This is a genomic window from Mycobacterium spongiae (genome assembly GCF_018278905.1).
In the GTDB taxonomy this organism is placed as follows: Bacteria; Actinomycetota; Actinomycetes; order Mycobacteriales; family Mycobacteriaceae; genus Mycobacterium; species Mycobacterium spongiae.
Window position 1 is genome coordinate 219,860 of sequence record NZ_CP046600.1, and the last position, 20,601, is coordinate 240,460.

General features: G+C 64.4%; 16 protein-coding genes and 1 riboswitch. Of the genes, 6 read left to right on the forward strand and 10 right to left on the reverse strand.

The window, feature by feature from the left end:
• Positions 1–70 precede the first annotated feature (70 nt).
• Together F6B93_RS00875 and F6B93_RS00880 are read left to right on the forward strand one after the other, a co-directional pair.
• Complete coding sequence (locus F6B93_RS00875; protein ID WP_211697234.1) at positions 71–481, forward strand: nuclear transport factor 2 family protein; 411 nt, start codon at positions 71–73, stop codon at positions 479–481.
• Between the two features lie 48 nt (positions 482–529).
• Positions 530–1,570: an LLM class F420-dependent oxidoreductase gene (locus F6B93_RS00880; protein WP_211697235.1), complete on the forward strand. Its 1,041-nt coding sequence runs from the start codon at positions 530–532 to the stop codon at positions 1,568–1,570.
• A 43-nt stretch (positions 1,571–1,613) separates the two neighbouring features.
• On the opposite strand, the gene F6B93_RS00885 is transcribed toward F6B93_RS00880, so the two are convergent.
• From F6B93_RS00885 to F6B93_RS00895, 3 genes are all read right to left on the reverse strand, one after another.
• Positions 1,614–2,951 (reverse strand): Rieske 2Fe-2S domain-containing protein, encoded by a 1,338-nt coding sequence (locus F6B93_RS00885; RefSeq protein WP_211697237.1) that lies wholly within the window; start codon positions 2,949–2,951, stop codon positions 1,614–1,616.
• A gap of 163 nt (positions 2,952–3,114) precedes the next feature.
• Positions 3,115–5,352 (reverse strand): NADP-dependent isocitrate dehydrogenase, encoded by a 2,238-nt coding sequence (locus F6B93_RS00890; RefSeq protein WP_211697239.1) that lies wholly within the window; start codon positions 5,350–5,352, stop codon positions 3,115–3,117.
• 127 nt (positions 5,353–5,479) lie between these two features.
• Positions 5,480–6,046: a TetR/AcrR family transcriptional regulator gene (locus tag F6B93_RS00895; protein WP_211697241.1), complete on the reverse strand. Its 567-nt coding sequence runs from the start codon at positions 6,044–6,046 to the stop codon at positions 5,480–5,482.
• A 109-nt stretch (positions 6,047–6,155) separates the two neighbouring features.
• Here F6B93_RS00895 and F6B93_RS00900 point away from each other — a divergent pair, with 109 nt between their 5' ends.
• Complete coding sequence (locus tag F6B93_RS00900; RefSeq protein WP_211697243.1) at positions 6,156–7,067, forward strand: SDR family NAD(P)-dependent oxidoreductase; 912 nt, start codon at positions 6,156–6,158, stop codon at positions 7,065–7,067.
• A gap of 31 nt (positions 7,068–7,098) precedes the next feature.
• On the opposite strand, the gene F6B93_RS00905 is transcribed toward F6B93_RS00900, so the two are convergent.
• The 6 genes from F6B93_RS00905 to F6B93_RS00930 form a co-directional block, all read right to left on the reverse strand.
• On the reverse strand, positions 7,099–8,709 hold the full coding sequence (locus F6B93_RS00905) for an FAD-binding protein (RefSeq protein WP_211697245.1): 1,611 nt from the start codon (positions 8,707–8,709) through the stop codon (positions 7,099–7,101).
• 100 nt (positions 8,710–8,809) lie between these two features.
• Positions 8,810–10,195 (reverse strand): L-serine ammonia-lyase, encoded by a 1,386-nt coding sequence (locus tag F6B93_RS00910; protein WP_211697246.1) that lies wholly within the window; start codon positions 10,193–10,195, stop codon positions 8,810–8,812.
• A complete protein-coding gene (gene glyA, locus F6B93_RS00915) occupies positions 10,192–11,469 on the reverse strand; it encodes a serine hydroxymethyltransferase (RefSeq protein WP_211697247.1) in 1,278 nt (425 codons plus the stop codon). The genes F6B93_RS00910 and glyA overlap by 4 nt, the downstream gene beginning before the upstream one ends.
• Before the next feature lie 363 nt (positions 11,470–11,832).
• Positions 11,833–11,922: riboswitch (glycine riboswitch) on the reverse strand.
• Positions 11,923–12,038: 116 nt separating this feature from the next.
• A complete protein-coding gene (locus tag F6B93_RS00920) occupies positions 12,039–13,382 on the reverse strand; it encodes an aromatic ring-hydroxylating oxygenase subunit alpha (RefSeq protein WP_211697249.1) in 1,344 nt (447 codons plus the stop codon).
• A 10-nt stretch (positions 13,383–13,392) separates the two neighbouring features.
• Positions 13,393–15,165 carry an N-acyl-D-amino-acid deacylase family protein gene (locus F6B93_RS00925; protein ID WP_211699195.1) on the reverse strand — a complete coding sequence of 591 codons (1,773 nt, stop codon included), beginning with the start codon at positions 15,163–15,165 and terminating at the stop codon, positions 13,393–13,395.
• A gap of 232 nt (positions 15,166–15,397) precedes the next feature.
• Complete coding sequence (locus F6B93_RS00930; protein ID WP_211697250.1) at positions 15,398–15,826, reverse strand: pyridoxamine 5'-phosphate oxidase family protein; 429 nt, start codon at positions 15,824–15,826, stop codon at positions 15,398–15,400.
• 239 nt (positions 15,827–16,065) lie between these two features.
• On the opposite strand from F6B93_RS00930, the gene F6B93_RS00935 reads away from it, so the two are divergent.
• From F6B93_RS00935 to F6B93_RS00945, 3 genes are read left to right on the forward strand one after another with little or no spacing between them, the layout of a single operon-like run.
• A complete protein-coding gene (locus F6B93_RS00935; protein ID WP_211697252.1) occupies positions 16,066–17,115 on the forward strand; it encodes an ABC transporter permease in 1,050 nt (349 codons plus the stop codon).
• A gap of 3 nt (positions 17,116–17,118) precedes the next feature.
• Positions 17,119–18,111 (forward strand): ATP-binding cassette domain-containing protein, encoded by a 993-nt coding sequence (locus tag F6B93_RS00940; RefSeq protein WP_211697253.1) that lies wholly within the window; start codon positions 17,119–17,121, stop codon positions 18,109–18,111.
• A 12-nt stretch (positions 18,112–18,123) separates the two neighbouring features.
• The gene (locus tag F6B93_RS00945) at positions 18,124–19,599 is read left to right on the forward strand and encodes a cobyric acid synthase (protein WP_211697255.1); all 1,476 of its coding nucleotides are present in this window, start codon (positions 18,124–18,126) and stop codon (positions 19,597–19,599) included.
• A 46-nt stretch (positions 19,600–19,645) separates the two neighbouring features.
• Here the strand turns inward: F6B93_RS00945 and F6B93_RS00950 are convergent, their stop codons facing one another.
• Positions 19,646–20,590: an antibiotic biosynthesis monooxygenase gene (locus F6B93_RS00950; RefSeq protein ID WP_211697257.1), complete on the reverse strand. Its 945-nt coding sequence runs from the start codon at positions 20,588–20,590 to the stop codon at positions 19,646–19,648.
• Between the last annotated feature and the right edge of the window lie 11 nt (positions 20,591–20,601).

The following is a 20,601-nucleotide window of genomic DNA, read 5'->3' on the forward strand; positions in this document are numbered from 1 at the left end:
TCGTTCATGCAGTCAGGACCGCTATCTCATTCGAATCTCGATTAATCGCTCATTGGCATCTAGGAGCACGATGCACCCCTTCCGCAAGGCAGTCGAGGAACGCGACGAGGCCGCCGTCCAGGCCATGCTGGCCGACGACGTCGTGTTCACCAGCCCGGTGTCGTACCAGCCGTACGTCGGCAAGCCGATCACCGCAGCGATATTGCGGGGTGTGTTGCGGGTCTTCGAAGACTTCCACTACATCCGTGAAATCGCTGACCCCAACGGCTGCGACCATGCGTTCGTGTTCGAGGCACGAGTATCCGGGGCAGCGGGCAAGAAGGTCACCGGTTGCGACTTCCTGCATTTCAACGCCGACGGTCTGATCGACGATTTCATGGTGATGGTCCGGCCACTGTCGGGTGCGACTGCGCTGGCCGAGGCGATGGGAGCCCAGTTTGATCGCATCCGGCAGGAGGCTAGCGAACTGGCCTCGAACTAGTCAGCGTGTTCGTCAACCAATAGAGGCCAACAACGAGGGGGTTCGACTATGCGGATCGGCCTGTCCATCAACTACGCCGGTGGGTTCAAAGAAGTTGCGGCCGAAGTGGCCGACCTCGAGCGTGCCGGGCTGGATATTGTCTTTGTCCCCGAGGCGTATTCGTTTGACGCCGTAAGCGCACTCGGTTACCTGGCGGCCAGCACCCAGCGGGTTCAGCTGGCCTCGGGCATCCTGCAGCTCTACACCCGAACGCCGACGCTGACTGCGATGACCGCAGCCGGGCTCGATTACGTCTCCGACGGTCGGTTCACGCTGGGCTTGGGTGCCTCGGGCCCGCAGGTCATCGAGGGCTTCCACGGGGTGCCCTACGACGCCCCGATCGCGCGCACCCGCGAAATCATCGAGATCTGCCGGCAAGTGTGGCGGCGTGAGCGCGTGACGCATTCGGGCCAGCATTACACGATCCCGTTGCCCGCCGATCAGGGCACCGGGCTTGGTAAGGCGCTCAAGCTCATCAATGAGCCTGTTCGCCAACGTATTCCGATACTCGTGGCCGCGCTGGGCCCGAAGAATGTCGAGCTGGCCGCCGAGGTCGCCGAGGGCTGGCAGCCGATCTTCTATCTGCCCGAGAAGGCACCCGACGTGTGGGGCAAGGCACTGGCTGCTGGCCGGGCCAAGCGGGATCCTGAGCTCGGGGACCTCGACGTGTACGCCGGTCCCACGCTCGCCATCGGCGAAAACGTCGAATCACTGCGGGAATTGGTCAAACCGCACTTGGCGCTCTACATCGGTGGCATGGGCGCCAAGGGGAAGAACTTCTACCACTCGCTGGCTACCAACTACGGCTACGGCGCTCAAGCCGACCGGATCCAAGAGCTTTACCTGGCTGGCGACAAAGAGGGCGCCGCCGCGGTGGTGCCCGATGAACTGGTACGAGACATCAACTTGATCGGCACGCCCGGGTTCGTCAAGGAACGCTTGGCGGCGTTCCGGGAGGCGGGGGTGACGACCTTGAACGTGGCCCCCATCGCAGCCACATCCGCCGACAGGGTCAAGCTGATCGAAACGCTTCGCGAACTGCTTGACTAAATCATCGGCAGCTCAAAGTTATGCTGCAGCACGAAGATAGGCTCTAGAGCCAGACCTCGATTCGTCCGTCGCGCACCCGATGGGATACCGAGGTGAGGTTTAGCGATGTGATGAAGCTGTGCTCGTTGGCGATGTTGGGACCGATACAGCGTCCCTCGGAGTCGAAGTAGAACCCGTGAAACGGGCAGCGCAGGCAGTCGCGGTCGATGACCCCGCCGAACCCGAGGTGCGCACCTTGATGCGGGCAGAACGCGTCATAGACCCTCACGGTGCCGCCGGCATCGCGGCGCGCGATGAGCTCGGCGTCGTCGATGGTGTAGCGGTGCACCTGTCCCGGCGCCACGTTGTCGAGAGTGTCCAGAGGCCGCCATTGGCGTGCCTCAGCCGGCCTCTCGGGTGTGGCCGGGGCGTGGAAGCCTTTCGGATAGAAGGTCTTTCCCCACTCGATCACATCGCGAAGGTGCCTTTCCGACGGCAGCAGAGCCGAAGCGCCCAGGTACTTCTTGTTTTTCCAGATGATCGCGTCGACGTCGAACTCGTTCTTGATGTAGTTCGCCATGATCCGCGCGAGCAGGTCACACAGTCGACGGCCTCTCGTGATCGCGCCGTAGACGCGCTCCACGGCTGCGGGGAAGGTCGCTGGGTCGATGGCCATCGTGACGTAGACGCGGGTTCGATTCGCACCCTCGGGTGTCAGGCTCACCAGAGCGTGCATCCGGGGTATTCGCGAGCCGGTGGCGCCGACAACCGCCAGACCTGGTCCGTGGTAGACGTAATCCTGGGTGAGTTCCAGCTTGGGAAGCACCTTGGACAACCACCGGATGGAGCGCCGGGTCGAACATGAGCCATAGCGGAACCGGGTGTCCTGCTTGAGGGTGATGGTCTCCGCGGTGACCACGTGGTCGTAAATCTTCGAGTATTCCCAGAGGTGCACCGCGCGGAAGTGCAGGTTGTCCGAACCGTTCTCGACGAAGTCCATGACGTGGGTGTCCTCGAACAGCGTCGCGGTGCTGGTCACGTAGGCGGAGTCGTACGGTTCGGCGAACAGGGTGGGGAATGGGCGGTCGGGCTTCTGCAGATCGTCGCCGTACCAGACGAACAGGACACCAATCTCGACGACCGCCGTCATCGGGAGCTTGCCCTCAAAGAACACCGCGTACGGTGTTTCGCCGTCGGCACCGATCGGCTCGACGGTGACGAATGTGTCGAGGAAAGGGATCCGCGAGGGCCGTTTTTTCTCGTACTCGGCCACCGGGATCAGGGTGAACCAGGTGTTGAGCCGCTGGGGCCGGGGGTTGACCCGTTTGCACCCGGGTTTGGCGGCGGCTGAATTCGAATCGTGCGCGGTCGTGCGAGGGTCGTCGAAGACGGCTGGCTCCATGAGCAGCTCTCTTTCGAGTAATCGGCCCGGCCTCGTCACCGGGTTCGATGTCGTCAGCGTATGCCGCAGAATCTAAGCAAGCAATTGATTATATTAGCGGACCGCGACATTGTGCCTCTGACAGCGTCGACATCGTTGCTCTGGCGATCGCCGCGGTCCAGCGTCAGCCGTGCGCGGCCGCCAGCGCGGCGTTGAACGTCTTGCTCGGCCGCATCACCACCGCGGTCTTCTGGCTGTCGGGCGCGTAGTAGCCGCCGATGTCTACCTCCTCGCCCTGAACTGCGTTGAGCTCGGCGACGATAGCGTCTTCGTTCTCGGTCAACGACTTGGCGAGTGGGGCAAAGTGTCCGGCCAGCTCCGCGTCGTCGGTCTGCGTCGCAAGTTCTTGTGCCCAGTAGAGGGCGAGGTAGAACTGGCTGCCCCGGTTGTCGAGTTCACCGGTCTTGCGCGACGGGCTCTTGTTCTTGTCCAGGAGTTTGCCGGTCGCGGCATCCAACGTGGTGGCCAGTATCTTGGCCCGCGCGTTGCCGGTCTTGATGCCCAGGTCTTCCAGGCTGACGGCCAGCGCGAGGAACTCGCCGAGCGAATCCCAGCGCAGGTGGTTCTCCTCGACGAGTTGCTTGACGTGCTTGGGTGCCGACCCGCCGGCCCCGGTTTCGTACATTCCGCCGCCTGCCATCAGCGGCACAATGGACAACATCTTGGCGCTGGTGCCGAGCTCGAGGATCGGGAACAGGTCGGTGAGATAGTCGCGCAGAATGTTGCCGGTCGCGGCGATGGTGTCCAATCCCCGAACAAGGCGCTCGAGCGTATAGCGCATGGAACGTACCTGCGACATGATCTGGATGTCCAGACCCTCGGTGTCGTGGTCGGCCAAGTAGGTGTTGACCTTCTTGATCAGTTCGTTCTCGTGCGGGCGATACGGGTCCAGCCAGAACAACACCGGCATCCCGGAGTTGCGCGCACGGGTGACGGCCAGCTTGACCCAGTCGCGGATCGGTGCGTCTTTGACGACGCACATGCGCCAGATGTCGCCGGCTTCCACGTCCTGTGTCAGGAGCACCTCGCCGGTGTCGAGGTCCACGATCTTGGCGACGCCGTCCCTAGGGATCTCGAATGTCTTGTCGTGCGAACCGTACTCTTCGGCTCGCTGCGCCATCAGGCCGACATTGGGGACGGTTCCCATGGTTGTTGGATCGAACTGGCCGTTGGTCTTACAGAAGTTGATGATCTCTTGATAGATGCGAGAGAAGGTCGACTCCGGATTGACGGCCTTGGTGTCTTTGAGCTTTCCGTCGGCCCCGTACATCTTGCCGCCCGCGCGGATCATCGCGGGCATTGACGCATCCACGATCACGTCGCTGGGCGAATGGAAGTTGGAGATTCCCCTGGCGGAGTCCACCATGGCGAGCTCCGGACGGTGCTCGTGGCAACGGTGTAGGTCTTCGATGATTTCGTCGCGCTGGGTTCCGGGCAACGACTCGATCTTGCCGTAGAGATCGGACAATCCGTTGTTGACGTTGACACCCAATTCGTCGAACAGTTCCTCGTGCTTGGCGAAGGCCTCCTTGTAGAAGGTCTTGACGGCATGTCCGAAAACGATGGGATGTGAGACCTTCATCATTGTGGCCTTGACGTGCAGTGAGAACATCACGCCTGTCTGGTACGCGTCCTCCATCTGCTCTTCGTAGAACCGGCACAAGGCCGTCTTGCTCATGAACATGCTGTCGATGACGTCGCCCTCATCGAGTGCGACCGCGGGCTTGAGCAGAATCGTCTCGTTGCCCTTGGTCGCCAGTTCCATCTTCACGTTGCGTGCGCGGTCCAGCGTCATCGACTTCTCGCCGGCGTAGAAGTCACCGTCACGCATGTGCGCAACGTGGGTGCGCGAAGCCATCGACCACTCGCCCATGCTGTGCGGGTGCTGGCGTGCGTACTCTTTGACCGCCTTGGGGGCGCGGCGGTCTGAATTCCCTTGGCGCAAAACCGGGTTGACCGCACTGCCGAGGCAGTTGGCGTAGCGCTCCTGGATCGCCTTCTCTGCGTCGGTCTTCGGGTCGGCTGGGTAGTCCGGCAGCTTGTAGCCCTTGTCCTGGAGCTCCTTGAGCGCGGCCTTGAGCTGCGGTACCGAGGCGCTGATGTTCGGCAGTTTGATGATGTTGGTCTCCGGCAGCTGCGTCAGCTTGCCCAGCTCAGCGAGATTGTCCGGCACCCGCTGCTCTTCAGTGAGGTAATCGGGGAACTCGGCCAGGATGCGCGCCGCCACCGAGATGTCGCTGGTCTTGACCGCGATGCCCGCCGGTTCGGCAAAGGCGCGCACTATGGGCAGAAACGCATAGGTCGCCAGCAGTGGCGCCTCATCGGTCAGCGTGTAGATGATGGTCGGCTGCTCGGCGCTCATGTGTTCTCCCGGCGTCAATGTCGGTCAGGTGTCGAGGGGCTTTGCACTGTAGTGGCGGCTACCAGTATCACGGATCGCCAACTGCGTCAGACAACCCACCGTGGGGATTCCTGCGGCGGGCCGTCACCTACGCTCTTCGGCGAAGGCCGTCGAGAGCGATCTCGGTCACCTTCCCGGCCAGGTCGGGGTTGTAGCTCTGCATCGCCTGGCACCCGACCAAGAGTGCCTTGACCTCAGCGACATCCACGTCCTTGCGGACGGTGCCCGCGTGTTGGGCGGCGCGCAGCAGGTCGGCGAGGAGGCTTAGGAAGTTCGCCTCTGCGTCGGGAACGGCGCTGTCGATCTCGACCCCGATGCCGGCCAGTGCCTCGACGAGGCCCCGGTCGCCGGCTCCCCATTGCAAGACCATCGAACGCAGAAAGCTGAACAACGCTTCGCCGGGCTGCTCGGTCTCCAGCAAGCCATGGCCGTCGTCGATGAGGCGGTGCATGCGGTCAGCGATCACCGCCCGAAACAGTGCCTCTTTCGTCGGGAAATGCCGGTACACCGTGCCCGCACCGACGCCCGCGCGTCGGGCGATCTCATCAATCGGCACCGACAGTCCCTCGGCCGCAAAGGTCTGGTAGGCGACGTCCAAGACACGCGCCCGGTTGCGGGCCGCGTCGGCGCGCACGGGTCGGACGTTGGGAGCCACATCACACCTCCATCGGGTCGCCGCTGTTGCGAAACGGGGCGCACGCTCCGTATAGTCTACTCAAACGGAGCGTTCGCCCCGTTTGATCAGTCTTAACGAGGAGCCCCTCATGAGCAAATGGACCGCCGCCGATATCCCGGACCAGACGGGGCGCACCGCCGTCATCACTGGCGCCAACACCGGCCTCGGCTTCGAGACCGCCGCCGCGCTTGCTGCCCGAGGTGCGCACGTTGTGCTGGCCGTGCGCAATCTCGACAAAGGTAAGCAGGCTGGGGCACGCATCACCGCGGCCATCCCGGGCGCTGAGGTGGAGATCCAGGAGCTCGACTTGAGCTCCCTCGAGTCCGTGCGTTCCGCTGCCGCGCAGCTGCGGTCGGATCACGAGCGCATCGACCTGCTGATCAACAACGCCGGCGTGATGTACACGCCGAAGTCGAACACCGCGGATGGCTTCGAGATGCAGTTCGGTACCAATCACGTGGGTCACTTTGCGTTGACCGGGCTGCTGCTGGATCGGTTGCTGCCAGTCGCTGGATCCCGAGTGGTCACGGTCAGCAGCATCGGACACCGCATTCGTGCAGCCATTCACTTCGACGATCTTCACTGGGAGCGCAGTTACAGCCGGGTCGGCGCCTACGGCCAGTCCAAGCTCGCCAATCTGCTGTTCACCTACGAGCTGCAGCGCCGGCTGGCCGCGGGCGGCACCACAATCGCGGTTGCCGCGCACCCGGGCGGTTCCAACACCGAACTGGCCCGCAATCTGCCCAGGATGCTCGCCGCGGCTGCCCCGGTGCTAGGGCGATTGATGCAAAGCGCCGAGTTGGGCGCCTTACCCACCTTGCGCGCCGCCACCGACCCGGCCGTGAGTGGCGGACAGTACTTTGGACCCGACGGCTTCGGCGAGGTTCGGGGCCATCCGAAAGTCGTGGCATCCAGCGCCCAGTCGCACGACACCGACCTGCAGCGACGACTGTGGGCGGTCTCTGAGGAACTTACCGGGGTGAGCTATCCGGTCGGTTGACGCCGGTTGGATCACAAGCGAGCCGGTTGGATCACAACGAGTCGGTGGCGGCATGTGCCCCGGCGCGGCGACCGGCGAACACGCAATCGGCGATCGAGAGTCCGCTGACGTAGGAGTTGGAGCAGATTCCGATTGCGGTGCGTCCAGCACTGAACAAGCCTGGAATCCGAGCGCCGGATTCGTTGACGACCGCGCCGGTGCCTTCATCGACTTGTACGCCACCGAGGGTAAGCATCGGTGTGGGGTTGAGCAGGCTGGGCCGAACCGAAATGTTCAGCAAGGTGTACGGGGGCTGGGTTATCCGACGGACAAATTCGGCGGGTTTTCCGGCAGGGTCCGCTGCCCCAGCATCGACGGCGTTGTTGTGCGCCTCGACCGTGGCCACCAGGCCATCAGGATCGATACCAGCCGCCTGCGCAACCCCGGGTATCGTCTGGGCTTTGACCGAGTCGGCCAGCATCAGCGCCGCGGATTGGGCGCGCTGAAACCACAACGGCTGCTTGATCATCTGCCGCCGAGCTTCTCGCATCAACGCGGCATCGGCGAGCAGCCATCCGGTGCCGTCGTGGTCTTTGACCAATGCTTGCCCCACGGCCGCGCCGTATCGACTCTCGTCGATGACTCGGTTGCCGTCCCCATCGACGATGATGGCGCTGATGAATGCGCTCGGCGGGGTGATGAAGCGCCATGCCGAAACGTTGTCCATGCGGTCGGTGACGGCTCCTACGCTTTGTGCCAGCGCGATGCCGCTTCCATCGTCGCCAGTGGTACCCAATTGAAGTCCGGTCCGGTACCTCGGGGCGTAGCGTTCGATCCACTCGGTGTTGCCGATGAAACCGCCAGCGCAGATGATCACTGCCCGCCGCGCGGAGATCCGGACCGGTTGGGCGTAGCGTCGCTCGAGCATCCTGAGGCGGCGCTCTAGCTGGCGGCGCAGCGGGGGGTAGTAGATGCCGGGCTTGGTTGACACCGCTGCCAGCGCCGCATAGATGCGCTGTATGCGCTGTGGCGCGTAGTGCATCGTCATCGCCTCCACTCCGGTGACTCGACCGGAGGGGTCCTGGACCAGCTTGGTTGCGGTGGTCTGAGGGTAGAGCTGAACGCCGAGGCCGAGCGCAGAGTTGGCCAGCGGCTGGTACAGCTTCTTACCGGAGGTGCCTTTTCCCTTGACCCGATGTCCACGTTGGACGGGCGGGGTGTGGGAGCGGAACGCGCCGGCGTTCTCGCTGCCCGAGTGATACAGGTAGTAGTGATTGTTCGGAAATGATGTCTTGTACGGACACAGGCTGGGGTCGAACGGCACGCCGTAGCTGGACAGCCAGTCGATCATTTCGGGGCTGCCGCCGACGAACGATTCCAGAGTCTGTTGGCTGACTGCGTCGCCCACCTCCAGGCGCAGGTAGGTCAGCATTTGCTCGAAGCTGTCCTCCACACCGGCCTGTCGTTGAACTGCCGTGCCGCCACCCGCGTAGATGATCCCGCCGGATATCGCTGTCGCACCACCACCATTCGCCCGATCGAGCGCGACGACCTCGGCTCCGCGTTCGCGTGCGGCAAGGGCCGCGCATGCGCCCGCAGCGCCAAAACCGATCACCACTACGTCGGCGGATTCGGCGAAGTGCGCCGACCTGTCGTGAGTCATGCCAACACCCCAATCCGGGTTGGTCTCCTGCGGGCGTGACTGTAACAGGTGTCCACGTGTCGAACGTGGCTGCGCCGGCCGGACGACATCCGATAGCCGGTCAGCACTCGATGATGTTGACCGCGACGTTGATCGCGAGACCTCCAGTGGCGGTTTCTTTGTACTTGGTATGCATGTCGGCGCCGGTGGTGCGCATGGTGTCGATGACCTGATCGAGGGTGACGCGGTGGATACCATCCCCGCGCATTGCCATTCGCGCCGCGTTGATGGCTTTGCCCGCGGAAATCGCGTTGCGTTCGATGCACGGGATCTGCACCAGCCCCGCGATGGGGTCGCACGTCAGCCCCAGGCTGTGTTCCATGGCAATTTCGGCGGCGTTCTCGACCTGCTGTGGTGTGCCGCCGAGGATCTCAGCTAATCCGGCAGCGGCCATGGCGGCCGCGGAGCCGACTTCGCCCTGACAGCCGACCTCGGCGCCCGAGATCGATGCTCGCTCCTTGAACAGGGATCCGATGGCACCTGCGGTGAGCAGGAATCGGACCGCCACGTCGTCGGGGTCTGCGGCGCCGGCCGGCGTGTAGTGCGTGGCATAGTGCAGCACGGCCGGCACGATGCCGGCGGCGCCGTTGGTGGGCGCGGTGACGATGCGGCCACCGGAGGCATTCTCCTCATTGACCGCCAGCGCCACCAGATTGACCCAATCCTCCGCGAATTCCGGTTTGCGGTGCGGGTCTTCGGTGTTCAACCGCTCATACCAGACCTTTGCCCGGCGCCGCACGGCGAGGCTGCCCGGAAGCAACCCGTCGCGGGTGATGCTGCGTTGTTCGCACTCGACCATCACGTCGCGCAGGTGCAGCAGCCCGCTCCGGACCTCGTATTCGGCGCGGCCGCTTGCTTCGTTGCGCAGTGCCACCTCGCTAATCGAGACGTCGAGCCGATCACAGATGTCGAGCAGCTCCTGAGCGGACCGATAGGGGAGGTCAAAGGAGCACGATCGCTCGTCGCCGGTCTGGCTGGACTGTTCGGTGACGACGAAACCTCCGCCGACAGAGAAGTACGTCTCGATAGCCAACGTGTCGCCGCTGGAGGTACTGGCAGAAAGCGTCATCCCGTTGGGATGCGTGGGCAGCACGACGTCCGGGTGCAACTCGATATCGCCCTCGGTCAACTCCACCGGAATAATGCCGTCGATCAGGGTCATGCCGGAGCTGGCGATCTCGGCGAGACGGCGCTCCTTGTGCTCGGTGGTAATCGTTTCCGGCCGGCAGCCTTCTAACCCCAGCAAGACCGCCGACATGGTCCCGTGGCCGGCGCCGGTGGCAGCCAGCGAGCCGAACAGTTCCACCCGCACCGCGCAGACCTGTTCTGTTTGTCCGCGATCACGCAAGCCGGCGACGAACTGATTTGCCGCGCGCATCGGCCCCACGGTGTGGGAACTGGATGGTCCGATGCCGACTGTAAAGAGGTCAAAAACACTGATGGTCATGTCCGGCTCAGCTCCGGGTAGAGCGGGTACTGGGCGGCCAGCTGTTGGACCTGCGCGCGCAGCGAACCCAGCTGGTCGTCGTCGGTGGCCGTCAGCGCCGTCGCGATGAGATCGGCCACGGTGCGGAAGTCGCTGTCGGAGAAGCCGCGTGACGCGAGCGCGGCGGTGCCGATTCGCAGCCCCGAGGTCACCATCGGGGGCCGGGGGTCGAACGGCACCGCGTTGCGGTTGACGGTGATATCGACCGCGGCCAACCGGTCTTCGGCCTGCTGGCCGTCGAGTTCGGCGTTGCGCAGGTCGACCAGGACCAGATGCACATCCGTGCCCCCCGTCAGCACCGTGATGCCCCGCGCGGCGACGTCGGGCTGGTTCAGCCGGTCGGCGACGATGCGCGCGCCGTCGAGGCAACGTTGTTGTCGTTGCGCGAATTCCGGTTCTGCGGCCATCTTGAATGCGGTGGCTTTGGCGGCGATGACATGCTCGAGTGGCCCACCCTGCTGCCCGGGGAACACCGCGGAGTTGATTTTCTTGGCGATGGCGGCGTCGTTGGACAAGATGATGCCGCCGCGCGGCCCGCCCAGTGTCTTGTGCGTGGTCGAGGTGACGACGTGGGCGTGCGGCACAGGGCTGGGGTGCAACCCAGTGGCGACCAGGCCGGCGAAGTGTGCCATGTCGACCATCAGCACGGCGTCCACTTCGTCGGCGATGGCGCGGAACCGGGCGAAGTCCAGGTGGCGAGGGTAGGCCGACCAGCCGGCGATGATCATCGCGGGCCGGTGTTGACGGGCGGCTTCGGCAACAGCGTCCATGTCGATGAGGTAGTCCGATTGCGACACCTCGTAGGCAGCGACCTTGTACAGCTTGCCGGAGAAGTTGATGCGCATCCCGTGGGTGAGATGACCGCCGTGGGCCAACGACAATCCCAGAATGGTGTCGCCGGGCGTTATCAGGGCGTGCATGGTGGCGGCGTTTGCGGTGGCGCCCGAATGTGGTTGGACGTTGGCGTATTCGGCGCCGAAGAGGGCTTTGACGCGGTCGATGGCCAGCTGTTCGACACCATCGACGTATTCGCAGCCGCCGTAGTAGCGCCGGCCCGGGTAGCCCTCGGCGTACTTGTTGGTCAAGACGGATCCCTGGGCCTGCATCACCGACAGCGGTGCATAGTTCTCCGAAGCGATCATCTCCAGACCGGTTTCCTGGCGGCGCAGCTCGCTATCGATCAGGGCCGCGATGTCGGGATCGAAGGTGGCTAGGGCTTGATTCAGGGTGTTCATCGGTTCATTCCGTTCTGGCGGGCGTGCACGTCGGCGATCACCGGTCGGCGGGTGTGGCGCAGCCGCGCCGGGGTGGTCTGCGGGCAGGCCGGTGATCGGCTGGATTGGACTGCGGGCGGCTTGGTCGATCGTTCGATCGCGCGGTGACGCCCCGCCCGACCAAATCGGGCGAGAGTGTCGATCAGGGGGTAGAAGGTCAGCAACAAGGGGCAACTCCGTTCCATTAGCCCGGCGGCGCCGGGCTGGTTGCTCCCTCCCCGCTCTGTCCTGAAACCTGAGAGTCTGTGGCGTCGCACTACGGCGACGTCGTACACCTTCGGTCGGGGATGGTCGAACGTGACCGTCCCTTGTCTCCAGAGTTGCCTCGGCGGTGCGGTACTGGGGCCTGAGAGATTCCCGGGGAGGAGTTTGCTCCTACGGCGCCTCGAATCGAGGTTCTCCCGCATCGCGTCAGTGGCTGGTCGTGCTATTCGATTGTGATCGGCTGTGAATTTACCCACAGACCGGCCACCTTGTCACGCCCGTTCTTTGTCGTAGTGACGTCGATCACGGGAGGATGGCGCCGCCGGTCATCCGCGCGGAGTCGGGTAGGTCTCGGGCAGGTCGAGGTAGCGCTCGAGGTTTCGGTGCATGTTGATCACGCGCCGCTCCTCGGCGGAGAGCACAAGATGGGAGAAGCCCGGCTGACGCAGGCCGCGCTGCACCCCCGGGAGTACCCGGATGTCCTGAGACAGCACTACGCCGGGTTCGGCGGCCGCGGCGTCCACGCGGACATCAGTTGGCTTGTTGTGCGGCGCGCCCGGCGGCAGCCGCGTCATCAGGAACAACACCAGCTCGCCGTGATCGGGGTCCGGTCCGGGACGGGAGCACATGATCGTCAGGTGGTCCGCGTTGGCAAGCAGGGTCATGTTGGGGAAGACGTTGTATTGGTGCAACCGGGTAATCCGATCGGTATCGGCCCAGCCAAGATCGACGCCGCGACCCGCGGCAAATTCCCGGGTGCGTGCCGCGATCATGTCAGCAACCGTCTGGCCGGCCTGCCGTTCGTCGGCGGGGAACGGAGCACCCTTGTTCGCGCCCATGAGCGCGCCTTGGGTGTCGACGTAAGCGTTCCACACCTCTTCATCGGTCAGGGTGCCGTTGAATCGTGGGCTCGGCACTCCGTAGGGCTGATCGGACTTACCGGTGTGTCCCCAAATCTGTTGTGGTGCATGAATATCGTCGACGCAGCGCAGCAGCTCGGGATGCAACGTAGCGATATGGTAGGTCTCGCTGTAGCCGTCGGCGATCGTCTTCCAGTTGGCGTCGACAGCAACGGTGAGTGTGGCATAGCAACGGAATTCGTCCAGATTGCACCAAGCGATGTCGTCGGGCACTGCCTCCAGGTACTCGATCAACGGCATCGCGTTGACGTCGAGATTGACGAATACCAGCCCCGCCCAGGTCTCGACTCTGACTGGGAACAGCGGGAAGTCGGACAACCGCAGCGAACCGAAGCCCTTGCGGTTCGGCACCCGCTTGAGTGTGCCGGCCAAGTCCCAGGTCCACCCGTGATAGCCGCACTTGAGCTCGTGCAGTCCCGAACCCGAGCCCACGCACAGTGAGTTGCCGCGATGGCGGCACACATTCTGGAATGCCCGCAGCCCGCCGTCTGGAGAATCGGGGTCATCGCGCACGATCACCACCCCGTAGGGGCCGCACCGGTACTCGAAGTAGTCACCCGATGCAGCGACGTGGTCGACCGTGCAGGCGATCTGCCACACCTTCGGCCACATCCGTTCGATCTCGAGCGCGGCGAACTGCGGACAGTAGTAGCGGTCGGCCGGTATCAGGGTGGGGCACGGCGGCGGGGTGCCGATGGCGTCCTCGTCGTGGGTGGGTAGCCGATGGCCAGGGCTGGGAGAATCGCTCATCGGCGGGTTCCTAGCGCGCTCCGCGCACCAGACGCCCGGGACGTGCCCGGGTGTCGACGTCGTCGCGGCGAGTGAGGGTTCCGCCGACGATTGTCGCCGCATATCCGCTTGCGCGCTGCAGGATCCGGTGGCCGCCAGCCGGTAGGTCGTAGGCCATGGTCGCGGGGTGCAGCGTCAGCGCGTCCAGGTCGATGACGTTGATGTCGGCCTTCTTACCCGTTTCGATGGTGCCGCGGTCGGTGAGACCGAACAGCTCAGCCGTATCGCGGGACTGCTTGCGGATCACATATTCCAGCGACAGTCTTTCTCCGCGGCTGCGGTCGCGTGCCCAGTGCGTCAACAGGAAGGTGGGATAGGACGCATCACAGATCATTCCGCAGTGGGCGCCGCCATCGGAGAGACCCAGTACGCCGGCCGGATGCAGCATCATCTCCCGAATGGCATCGCAATTGCCGTCGGCGTAGTTGAACAGCGGCAGCATCAGCATGGCGGACGCGTCGGACTCGAGCATGAGGTCATAGAGGGTCGCCAGCGGGTCCTCGCCGCGCTCTTTGGCGATGGCGGCCACGGTGAGCTCGGGCGTCGGCTCGTAGTTTGGCGGATCGCCGAGGGCGTAGAGCCGTCCCAGCGAGTATTGGACGAACGCGGACATCCCGTCGAACAGCACCGTGGGGTCGATCGGTAGGTCGTCCTCGGACAGGATCGCCGCCTTCACCGCGGGGTCAGCGAGGCGCTGCGCCAAATCCGTGCGGCTGGACTCGGCCTGCAGCCTGCGGTAGGTCGGCCGATGGCCAAAGGCATGATGGCCTTGGAATCCGATCATCATGCCGAACGGCCGCGCGGCAATCTGCGGGTACAAGCGGCTGCCGGCTGCGTGTGCGGCCGCGGAGAGGTCGAGCTGCTCGCGCCACAAGTCCGGGTCGGCATCGACCTGAATGAGAGCAAACGACAGGGGTCGGTCGATTTCGCCGCTCAGCCGACGCATCCAGTCCAGTTCCTTCTTGGGGCCCACGATGTCCTCGCCGGCCGCTCCTTGCGGCGCAAGCTCGAACACCGCTCGACCGCCGGCCGCCATGGCCCGACCGAGGCCGAACAGTTCCTCCTCGGCGGCGAAGGTTCCGGGTACTGGTTCGCCGTCCATCGCACGATGGGCCAGCGTGCGCGATGTGGAAAACCCGAGCGCGCCAGCTTCGACGGCTTCGGTGACCAGTCGGCCCATCGCTGCGATGTCCTCAGGTGTGGCCGGCTCATTGCGAGCGCCCCGGTCGCCCATTGCATACGCCCGGACGGCACCATGGGCGACCTGGCTGCCCACGTCGATCGCGAACTTCCGCTCGCTGATCGCATCCAGGTACTCCGGGTAGCTCTCCCAGCCCCAGGTAATGCCCTCGGTGAGCGCCGTACCGGGGATGTCCTCGACACCCTCCATCAACGTGATCAGCCAGTCCTCGCTACCGGGCCGCACCGGGGCGAATCCAACGCCACAGTTGCCAGTGACGACCGTGGTGACACCATGGCCGCTCGACGGCTCGAGCAAGCTGTCCCAGCTCATCTGACCGTCGTAGTGCGTGTGGATGTCGACGAACCCGGGGGCCACCACATGATCCGTGGCATCAATGGTTTCGGCGGCATGCGCGGTCTGCAAGCCGTCCGTCTCCGAGTCGTCCGTACCCCTGCGGACTACGTCGATGATTACGCCGTCCGCGATGCCGATATCGGCGCGATAGCGCTGGGCTCCCGTGCCGTCGACGACAGTGCCGCCGATGATTTTCAGATCCAACACCAGAGTTCTCCCTTTCGTCGCCGTCAGCCGCGGATGGGGCGGCGCCGCGCGACTCGCGGCTCGGCGAAACTGCCAGGGCGCGGCCATCGCGGTCATTACGCTACGTTGAGTAGCGTAACTCGCGACGGTGTTCGTTGGCGACAGATCGGGTCGACCAAACTTCGCCGCCACTGGTGGTTGACGTCGATAAATTCCGCGGCGTGGTGAGTGGCGCGGGAACCGGTAGAGATGGCTAACCTGGCTCCTGGCCCGGCTCTGGGCCGAACCGAAAGCGACGACCAGTGATCGCCGTCGGCTTGACGCGAACATAATGCGGCTTATCCGTTGCCACCCACGGCAGTAGGTGGGCGCGGTCGGCCTCCTCGCGCTCTTCGTCGGTGCGAAGCGAGCGGGTTGTGCCCTCGACAATGACGCTCCAGCCGCCGGCGGCGTCGTGGTCGTCGGCCTCGAACAGCACTTGGTTGTTCATTGCGGTGCTGACCAGCTTCGTGCCCTCCGCAGTGCGGAACAGCACCGTGCGGTTCTGGACGGCAAAGTTCACCGGAAAGATCTTGGGTCGACCGTCGACGCTGGTGACTAGTCGGCCCAAAGACACGCTGGCCAGCAGCTCCCAACTCTCGCTTGCCGACAGGACGGTCACCGCGTCGTCATTGACAGACATCAGCGACCCACCCCCTTCGTCGGGGCGAGGCTATCGACGGATACCGGCGCAACGGTCACCATCGCAGTTTATTAGAAGCCCGCCGTGGCACCGGACGTGCCTGACGCCAGCGCGGCAATGGCGGCGCATTCTGTTAGCTGTATAAAGCGCAAGTAATTGTTTTCCATAGATTGCAGTTAGCCGAAGGCAAACGTAGGGGAGACCTGGCCGCAAAACACGGACGTTGGTAGCGTCTGGGAATGCTCTTTGCTGCCCTGCGTGATATGCAATGGCGGAAGCGGCGGCTGGTTATCGCCATCGCCAGCACCGGACTGATCTTCGGGATGACGCTGGTGCTTACGGGCCTCGCGAACGGTTTTCGCGTCGAGGCCCGCCACACCGTGGATTCCATGGGTGTTGACGAATTTGTCGTCAAATCGGGTGCGGCCGGGCCGTTCCTGGGTGCCATCCTGTTCCCCGACGTTGACCTGGCGCGGGTGGCCGCCGAGCCTGGCGTCATGGCCGCGGCCCCATTGGGCTGCGTGGGGACCATGATGAAGGACGGCGGCTCGACGCGGAACGTGACGGCATTTGGCGCGCCCGAGAATGGGCCTGGCATGCCGGACGTTTCGGAGGGTCGGGTTCCGTCGAAGCCGGACGAGGTCGCCGCATCGAGCACCCTGGGCCGACATATCGGTGACACCATCGAGGTCGGTACGCACAAGTTGCGAATTGTCGGGATTGTGCCCAATTCCACCGCAATGGCCAAGATTCCGAACATCTTCTTGACAACCAAGGGACTGCAGCAACTGGCGTACAACGGGCAGCCGATGATCACGTCGATCGGAATCGACGGCGCACCCGAGCGTCTGCCGGATGGCTACCGAAGCTTCGACCGAGCGAGCGCCGTCAACGAGCTGGTGCGCCCGCTGAAGGTCGCCGTGAATTCGATCTCGATCGTGGCCGTCTTGTTGTGGATCGTGGCGGTGCTGATCGTCGGATCGGTGGTGTATCTCTCCGCACTGGAGCGAATGCGCGACTTTGCGGTGTTCAAAGCGATTGGCACATCGACGCGCTCGATACTGGCGGGACTTGCCCTGCAGGCGCTCGTCGTTGCGCTGGTCGCGGCGTTGGTCGGCGTGGGCCTTGCGCAGCTGCTGGCTCCGCTGTTCCCGATGATTGTCGCGGTCCCCGTTGGTGCCTATCTGGCGTTGCCGGTCGTTGCCGTTGTTATCGGTCTGTTGGCCAGCCTCGTCGGACTGAAGCGTGTGGTGGCCGTCGATCCCGCGCTTGCGTTTGGAGGTCCTTAAACGGTGGGCGATCTCAGCATTCAAAACCTGGTCGTCGAGTATTACAGCGGCGGGTACGCTCTGCGGCCGATCAACGGATTGAACCTGGACGTGGCGACCGGGTCGTTGGTGATTTTGCTTGGGCCGAGTGGCTGCGGGAAGACGACCCTGCTGTCGTGCCTCGGCGGCATCCTGCGGCCGAAGTCCGGGGCAATCAAGTTCGACGACGTCGACATCACGACGCTCGAGGGTGCGGAGCTGGCCAAGTACCGACGGGACAAGGTAGGCATCGTCTTCCAGGCGTTCAACCTGGTCCCGAGCCTCACCGCCTTGGAGAACGTGATGGTTCCGCTGCGCTCGGCCGGGATGTCGCGCGCGGCCGCGCGTCAGCGTGCCGAGGAACTGCTGACCCGCGTCAATCTTGCGGAGCGAATGAAGTATCGCCCGGGCGATCTCAGCGGCGGGCAGCAGCAGCGGGTCGCGGTCGCTCGCGCGATCGCGTTGGATCCACCGTTGGTGCTCGCCGATGAACCGACCGCACACCTCGACTTCATCCAGGTTGAGGAGGTCCTGCGGTTGATCCGCGAACTCGCCGACGGCGATCGTGTGGTGGTTGTCGCGACGCATGACAGCCGGATGTTGCCGCTGGCCGATCGCGTCGTCGAGCTGACGCCTGATTTCGCCGAGGCCGATCGGCCGCCCGAGGTCTTGCAGCTGGAGACCGGCGACGTGGTGTTCGAGCAGAGCACGATGGGCGAACTGATCTACGTCGTGACCGAAGGTGAGTTCGAGATTGTGCACGAATTAGCCGATGGCGGTGAGGAACTGGTGAAGGTGGCCGGGCCTGGCGACTACTTCGGCGAGATGGGCGTGCTGTTTCACATGCCGCGGTCGGCCACGGTGCGCGCGCGCACCGACGCGACCGTTGTCGGCTACACGGCACCGGCGTTTCGGGAGCGCCTCGGTTCCGGCGGACTGCGTGACCTGATCGAGCACCGTGCGCTGGAGAGCGATTGATCGGCTGCGCTGATGGCGGGCCTGTTGATGGCCGGTACCACGAGTGATGCCGGCAAGAGCACCGTAGCCGCCGGGCTGTGCCGCGCGTTGGCCCGACGCGGGGTGCGAGTCGCCCCCTACAAAGCGCAGAACATGTCCAACAACTCGATGGTCTGCGAAGGCGTCGATGGGGCCGGTGCGGAGATCGGTCGGGCACAGTGGGTGCAGGCACTTGCGGCCCAGGCGATTCCCGAAGTGTCCATGAATCCGGTCCTGCTCAAGCCCGGCAGCGACCACCGCAGCCATGTGGTGTTGATGGGTAGGGCTTGGGGCGAGTTGGCGGCGTCGGACTGGCTCGAGGCAAGGCGGACGCTTGCCGAGACCGCACACCGGGCATTCGATGACCTCGCCGCGCGCTACGACGTCGTTGTCGCGGAGGGGGCCGGTAGCCCGGCCGAGATCAACCTTCGCGCGGGTGACTACGTCAACATGGGGCTTGCCCGCCACGCGCGACTGCCGACCATCGTCGTCGGCGACATCGACCGCGGCGGGGTGTTCGCTGCGTTCCTGGGCACCGTCGCCTTACTGTCCCCCGAGGACCAGGCGTTGGTCGCGGGATTCGTGGTCAATAAGTTCCGGGGTGACCTCGGTTTGCTGACGCCAGGTCTGCGCGATTTACAACGGGTCACCGGGCGAGACGTGTATGGCACCCTGCCTTGGCACCCCGACCTGTGGCTGGATTCAGAGGACGCTCTCGATCTCGCGGGGCGGCGCGCGGTTGGTGCTGGTGTCCGTCGTGTTGTGGTCGTGCGACTTCCCCGGATCAGCAACTTCACCGACGTCGATGCGTTGGGTCTGGAACCCGACGTGGATATCGTCTTTGCCTCCGATCCCCGTGCGCTCAGCGATGCCGATCTGATTGTGCTCCCGGGCACTCGGGCAACGATCGCGGATTTGGCTTGGTTGCGGGCTCGCCGTCTAGACGGTGCGCTAATGGCGCATGTCGCGGCGGGCAAGCCGCTGCTGGGCATTTGCGGTGGCTGTCAGATGCTGGGCCGGGTCATCCGCGACCCGGATCGCGTTGAAGGACCAGCGGCTGAGGTCGATGGCCTGGGTCTGCTCGACCTGGACACGACGTTCCGGCCTGAAAAGGTGTTGCGGCTACCGCGAGGCGAGGAACTCGGAGTGCCCGTGTCGGGGTACGAGATTCACCACGGCGCCACTACTCGTGGTGACGGAGCGGAGCAGTTTCTCGGCGGTGTGCGCGACGGACAGGTATTCGGCACGATGTGGCACGGCGCGTTGGAAGGTGACGCTTTCCGCGAGGCCTTCCTGCAAGAGACGCTCGGGATCGTGCCGTCAGGCAGCCGTTTCCTGGCCGCACGTGAGGGCCGCCTCGACCTGCTCGGAGACCTCGTCGAACAACACCTCGACGTCGACGCCGTGCTCAGCCTGGCCCGGCGCGGATGCCCGCCGGGCTTGCCGTTTCTGGCCCCCGGAGCGCCGTGATGGCAGGGCGCATTGGAGGTTCTGCGCGCGACGTCAGCGCCGCGGTTCAGAGCGTAACGATCCCCCAGAATCCCAACAGCACTGCGTAGAGAACAACCACCAGAACCGCGCCGCGAACGGTGGTCTTGGTGGGGACGCCGGGTCTGAGCCAGAAACTCAACGCCCGGGTTGCGAGCGGCATCAAGACGAAACCGAGGGCGATGGTGCTGAGGACGTTGGAGGTAAACGTCCGCAGAAAAAGGGGAACACCGACACCGTTCAGATAGCCAGTGAGGTAGTTGATGCACATGATCGTGGGGAAGAGCATCAGGAGAACGGTCATCGACTGCTTCCAGTTCGGCGTGTTCGCCCCATCCAGCTCGTCGAAGCTGAACCAACTACCAAAAGCGCTGGGCACCTTGCGTATAACGTTGTGTTCTACCTGCTTGTGGAGTTCCTCAAGAAGCTGGGCACGGGTCTTCGACCGCAGCCAGCTATCCGCGTGCCGTGAATCCTCGAAGCGATACAGACTGGTCCACGCGCCTGCGACATCTTGGGCCGGTTCGAGCAACTCGTAGCCAGTGAACCCGGCGAAGGACCGCGCCGCCGTTGCTAGCGCGTTCTCCGCGGCACGAAACTCCGCTTCGCGCCCCGGCCGGGGCGTCGCACTCACCACGACGGTGACCGAGCTGGAGGCTGGCTGACCGCCGACCATCGTGTGCTCGTCGGCTGGAGCCGCGAGCAGTTGTTCGCCGCGCTCGATCAGCTCGCGGCGCTGCTCGGACTCCATCCACAGAGTCAGATGCTCCTTGGAATCGAACCGAAAGATGATGACCCAGTCGTCGTGCACGCCGGGCACCGGGGGAATTGTTTCGGTACCGATGAAACCCGGGCTCTTACTGGTCGCGGCGTCGATCTCGGCCTGCCAGGCCTTGTAGGCCTCGACCCGGTCGGGATGTACCTTGCGCGCCACCACGGCAGTCGCGACGACGTCTTGGCCAGAAGGGCTCATTTCACGCCTGA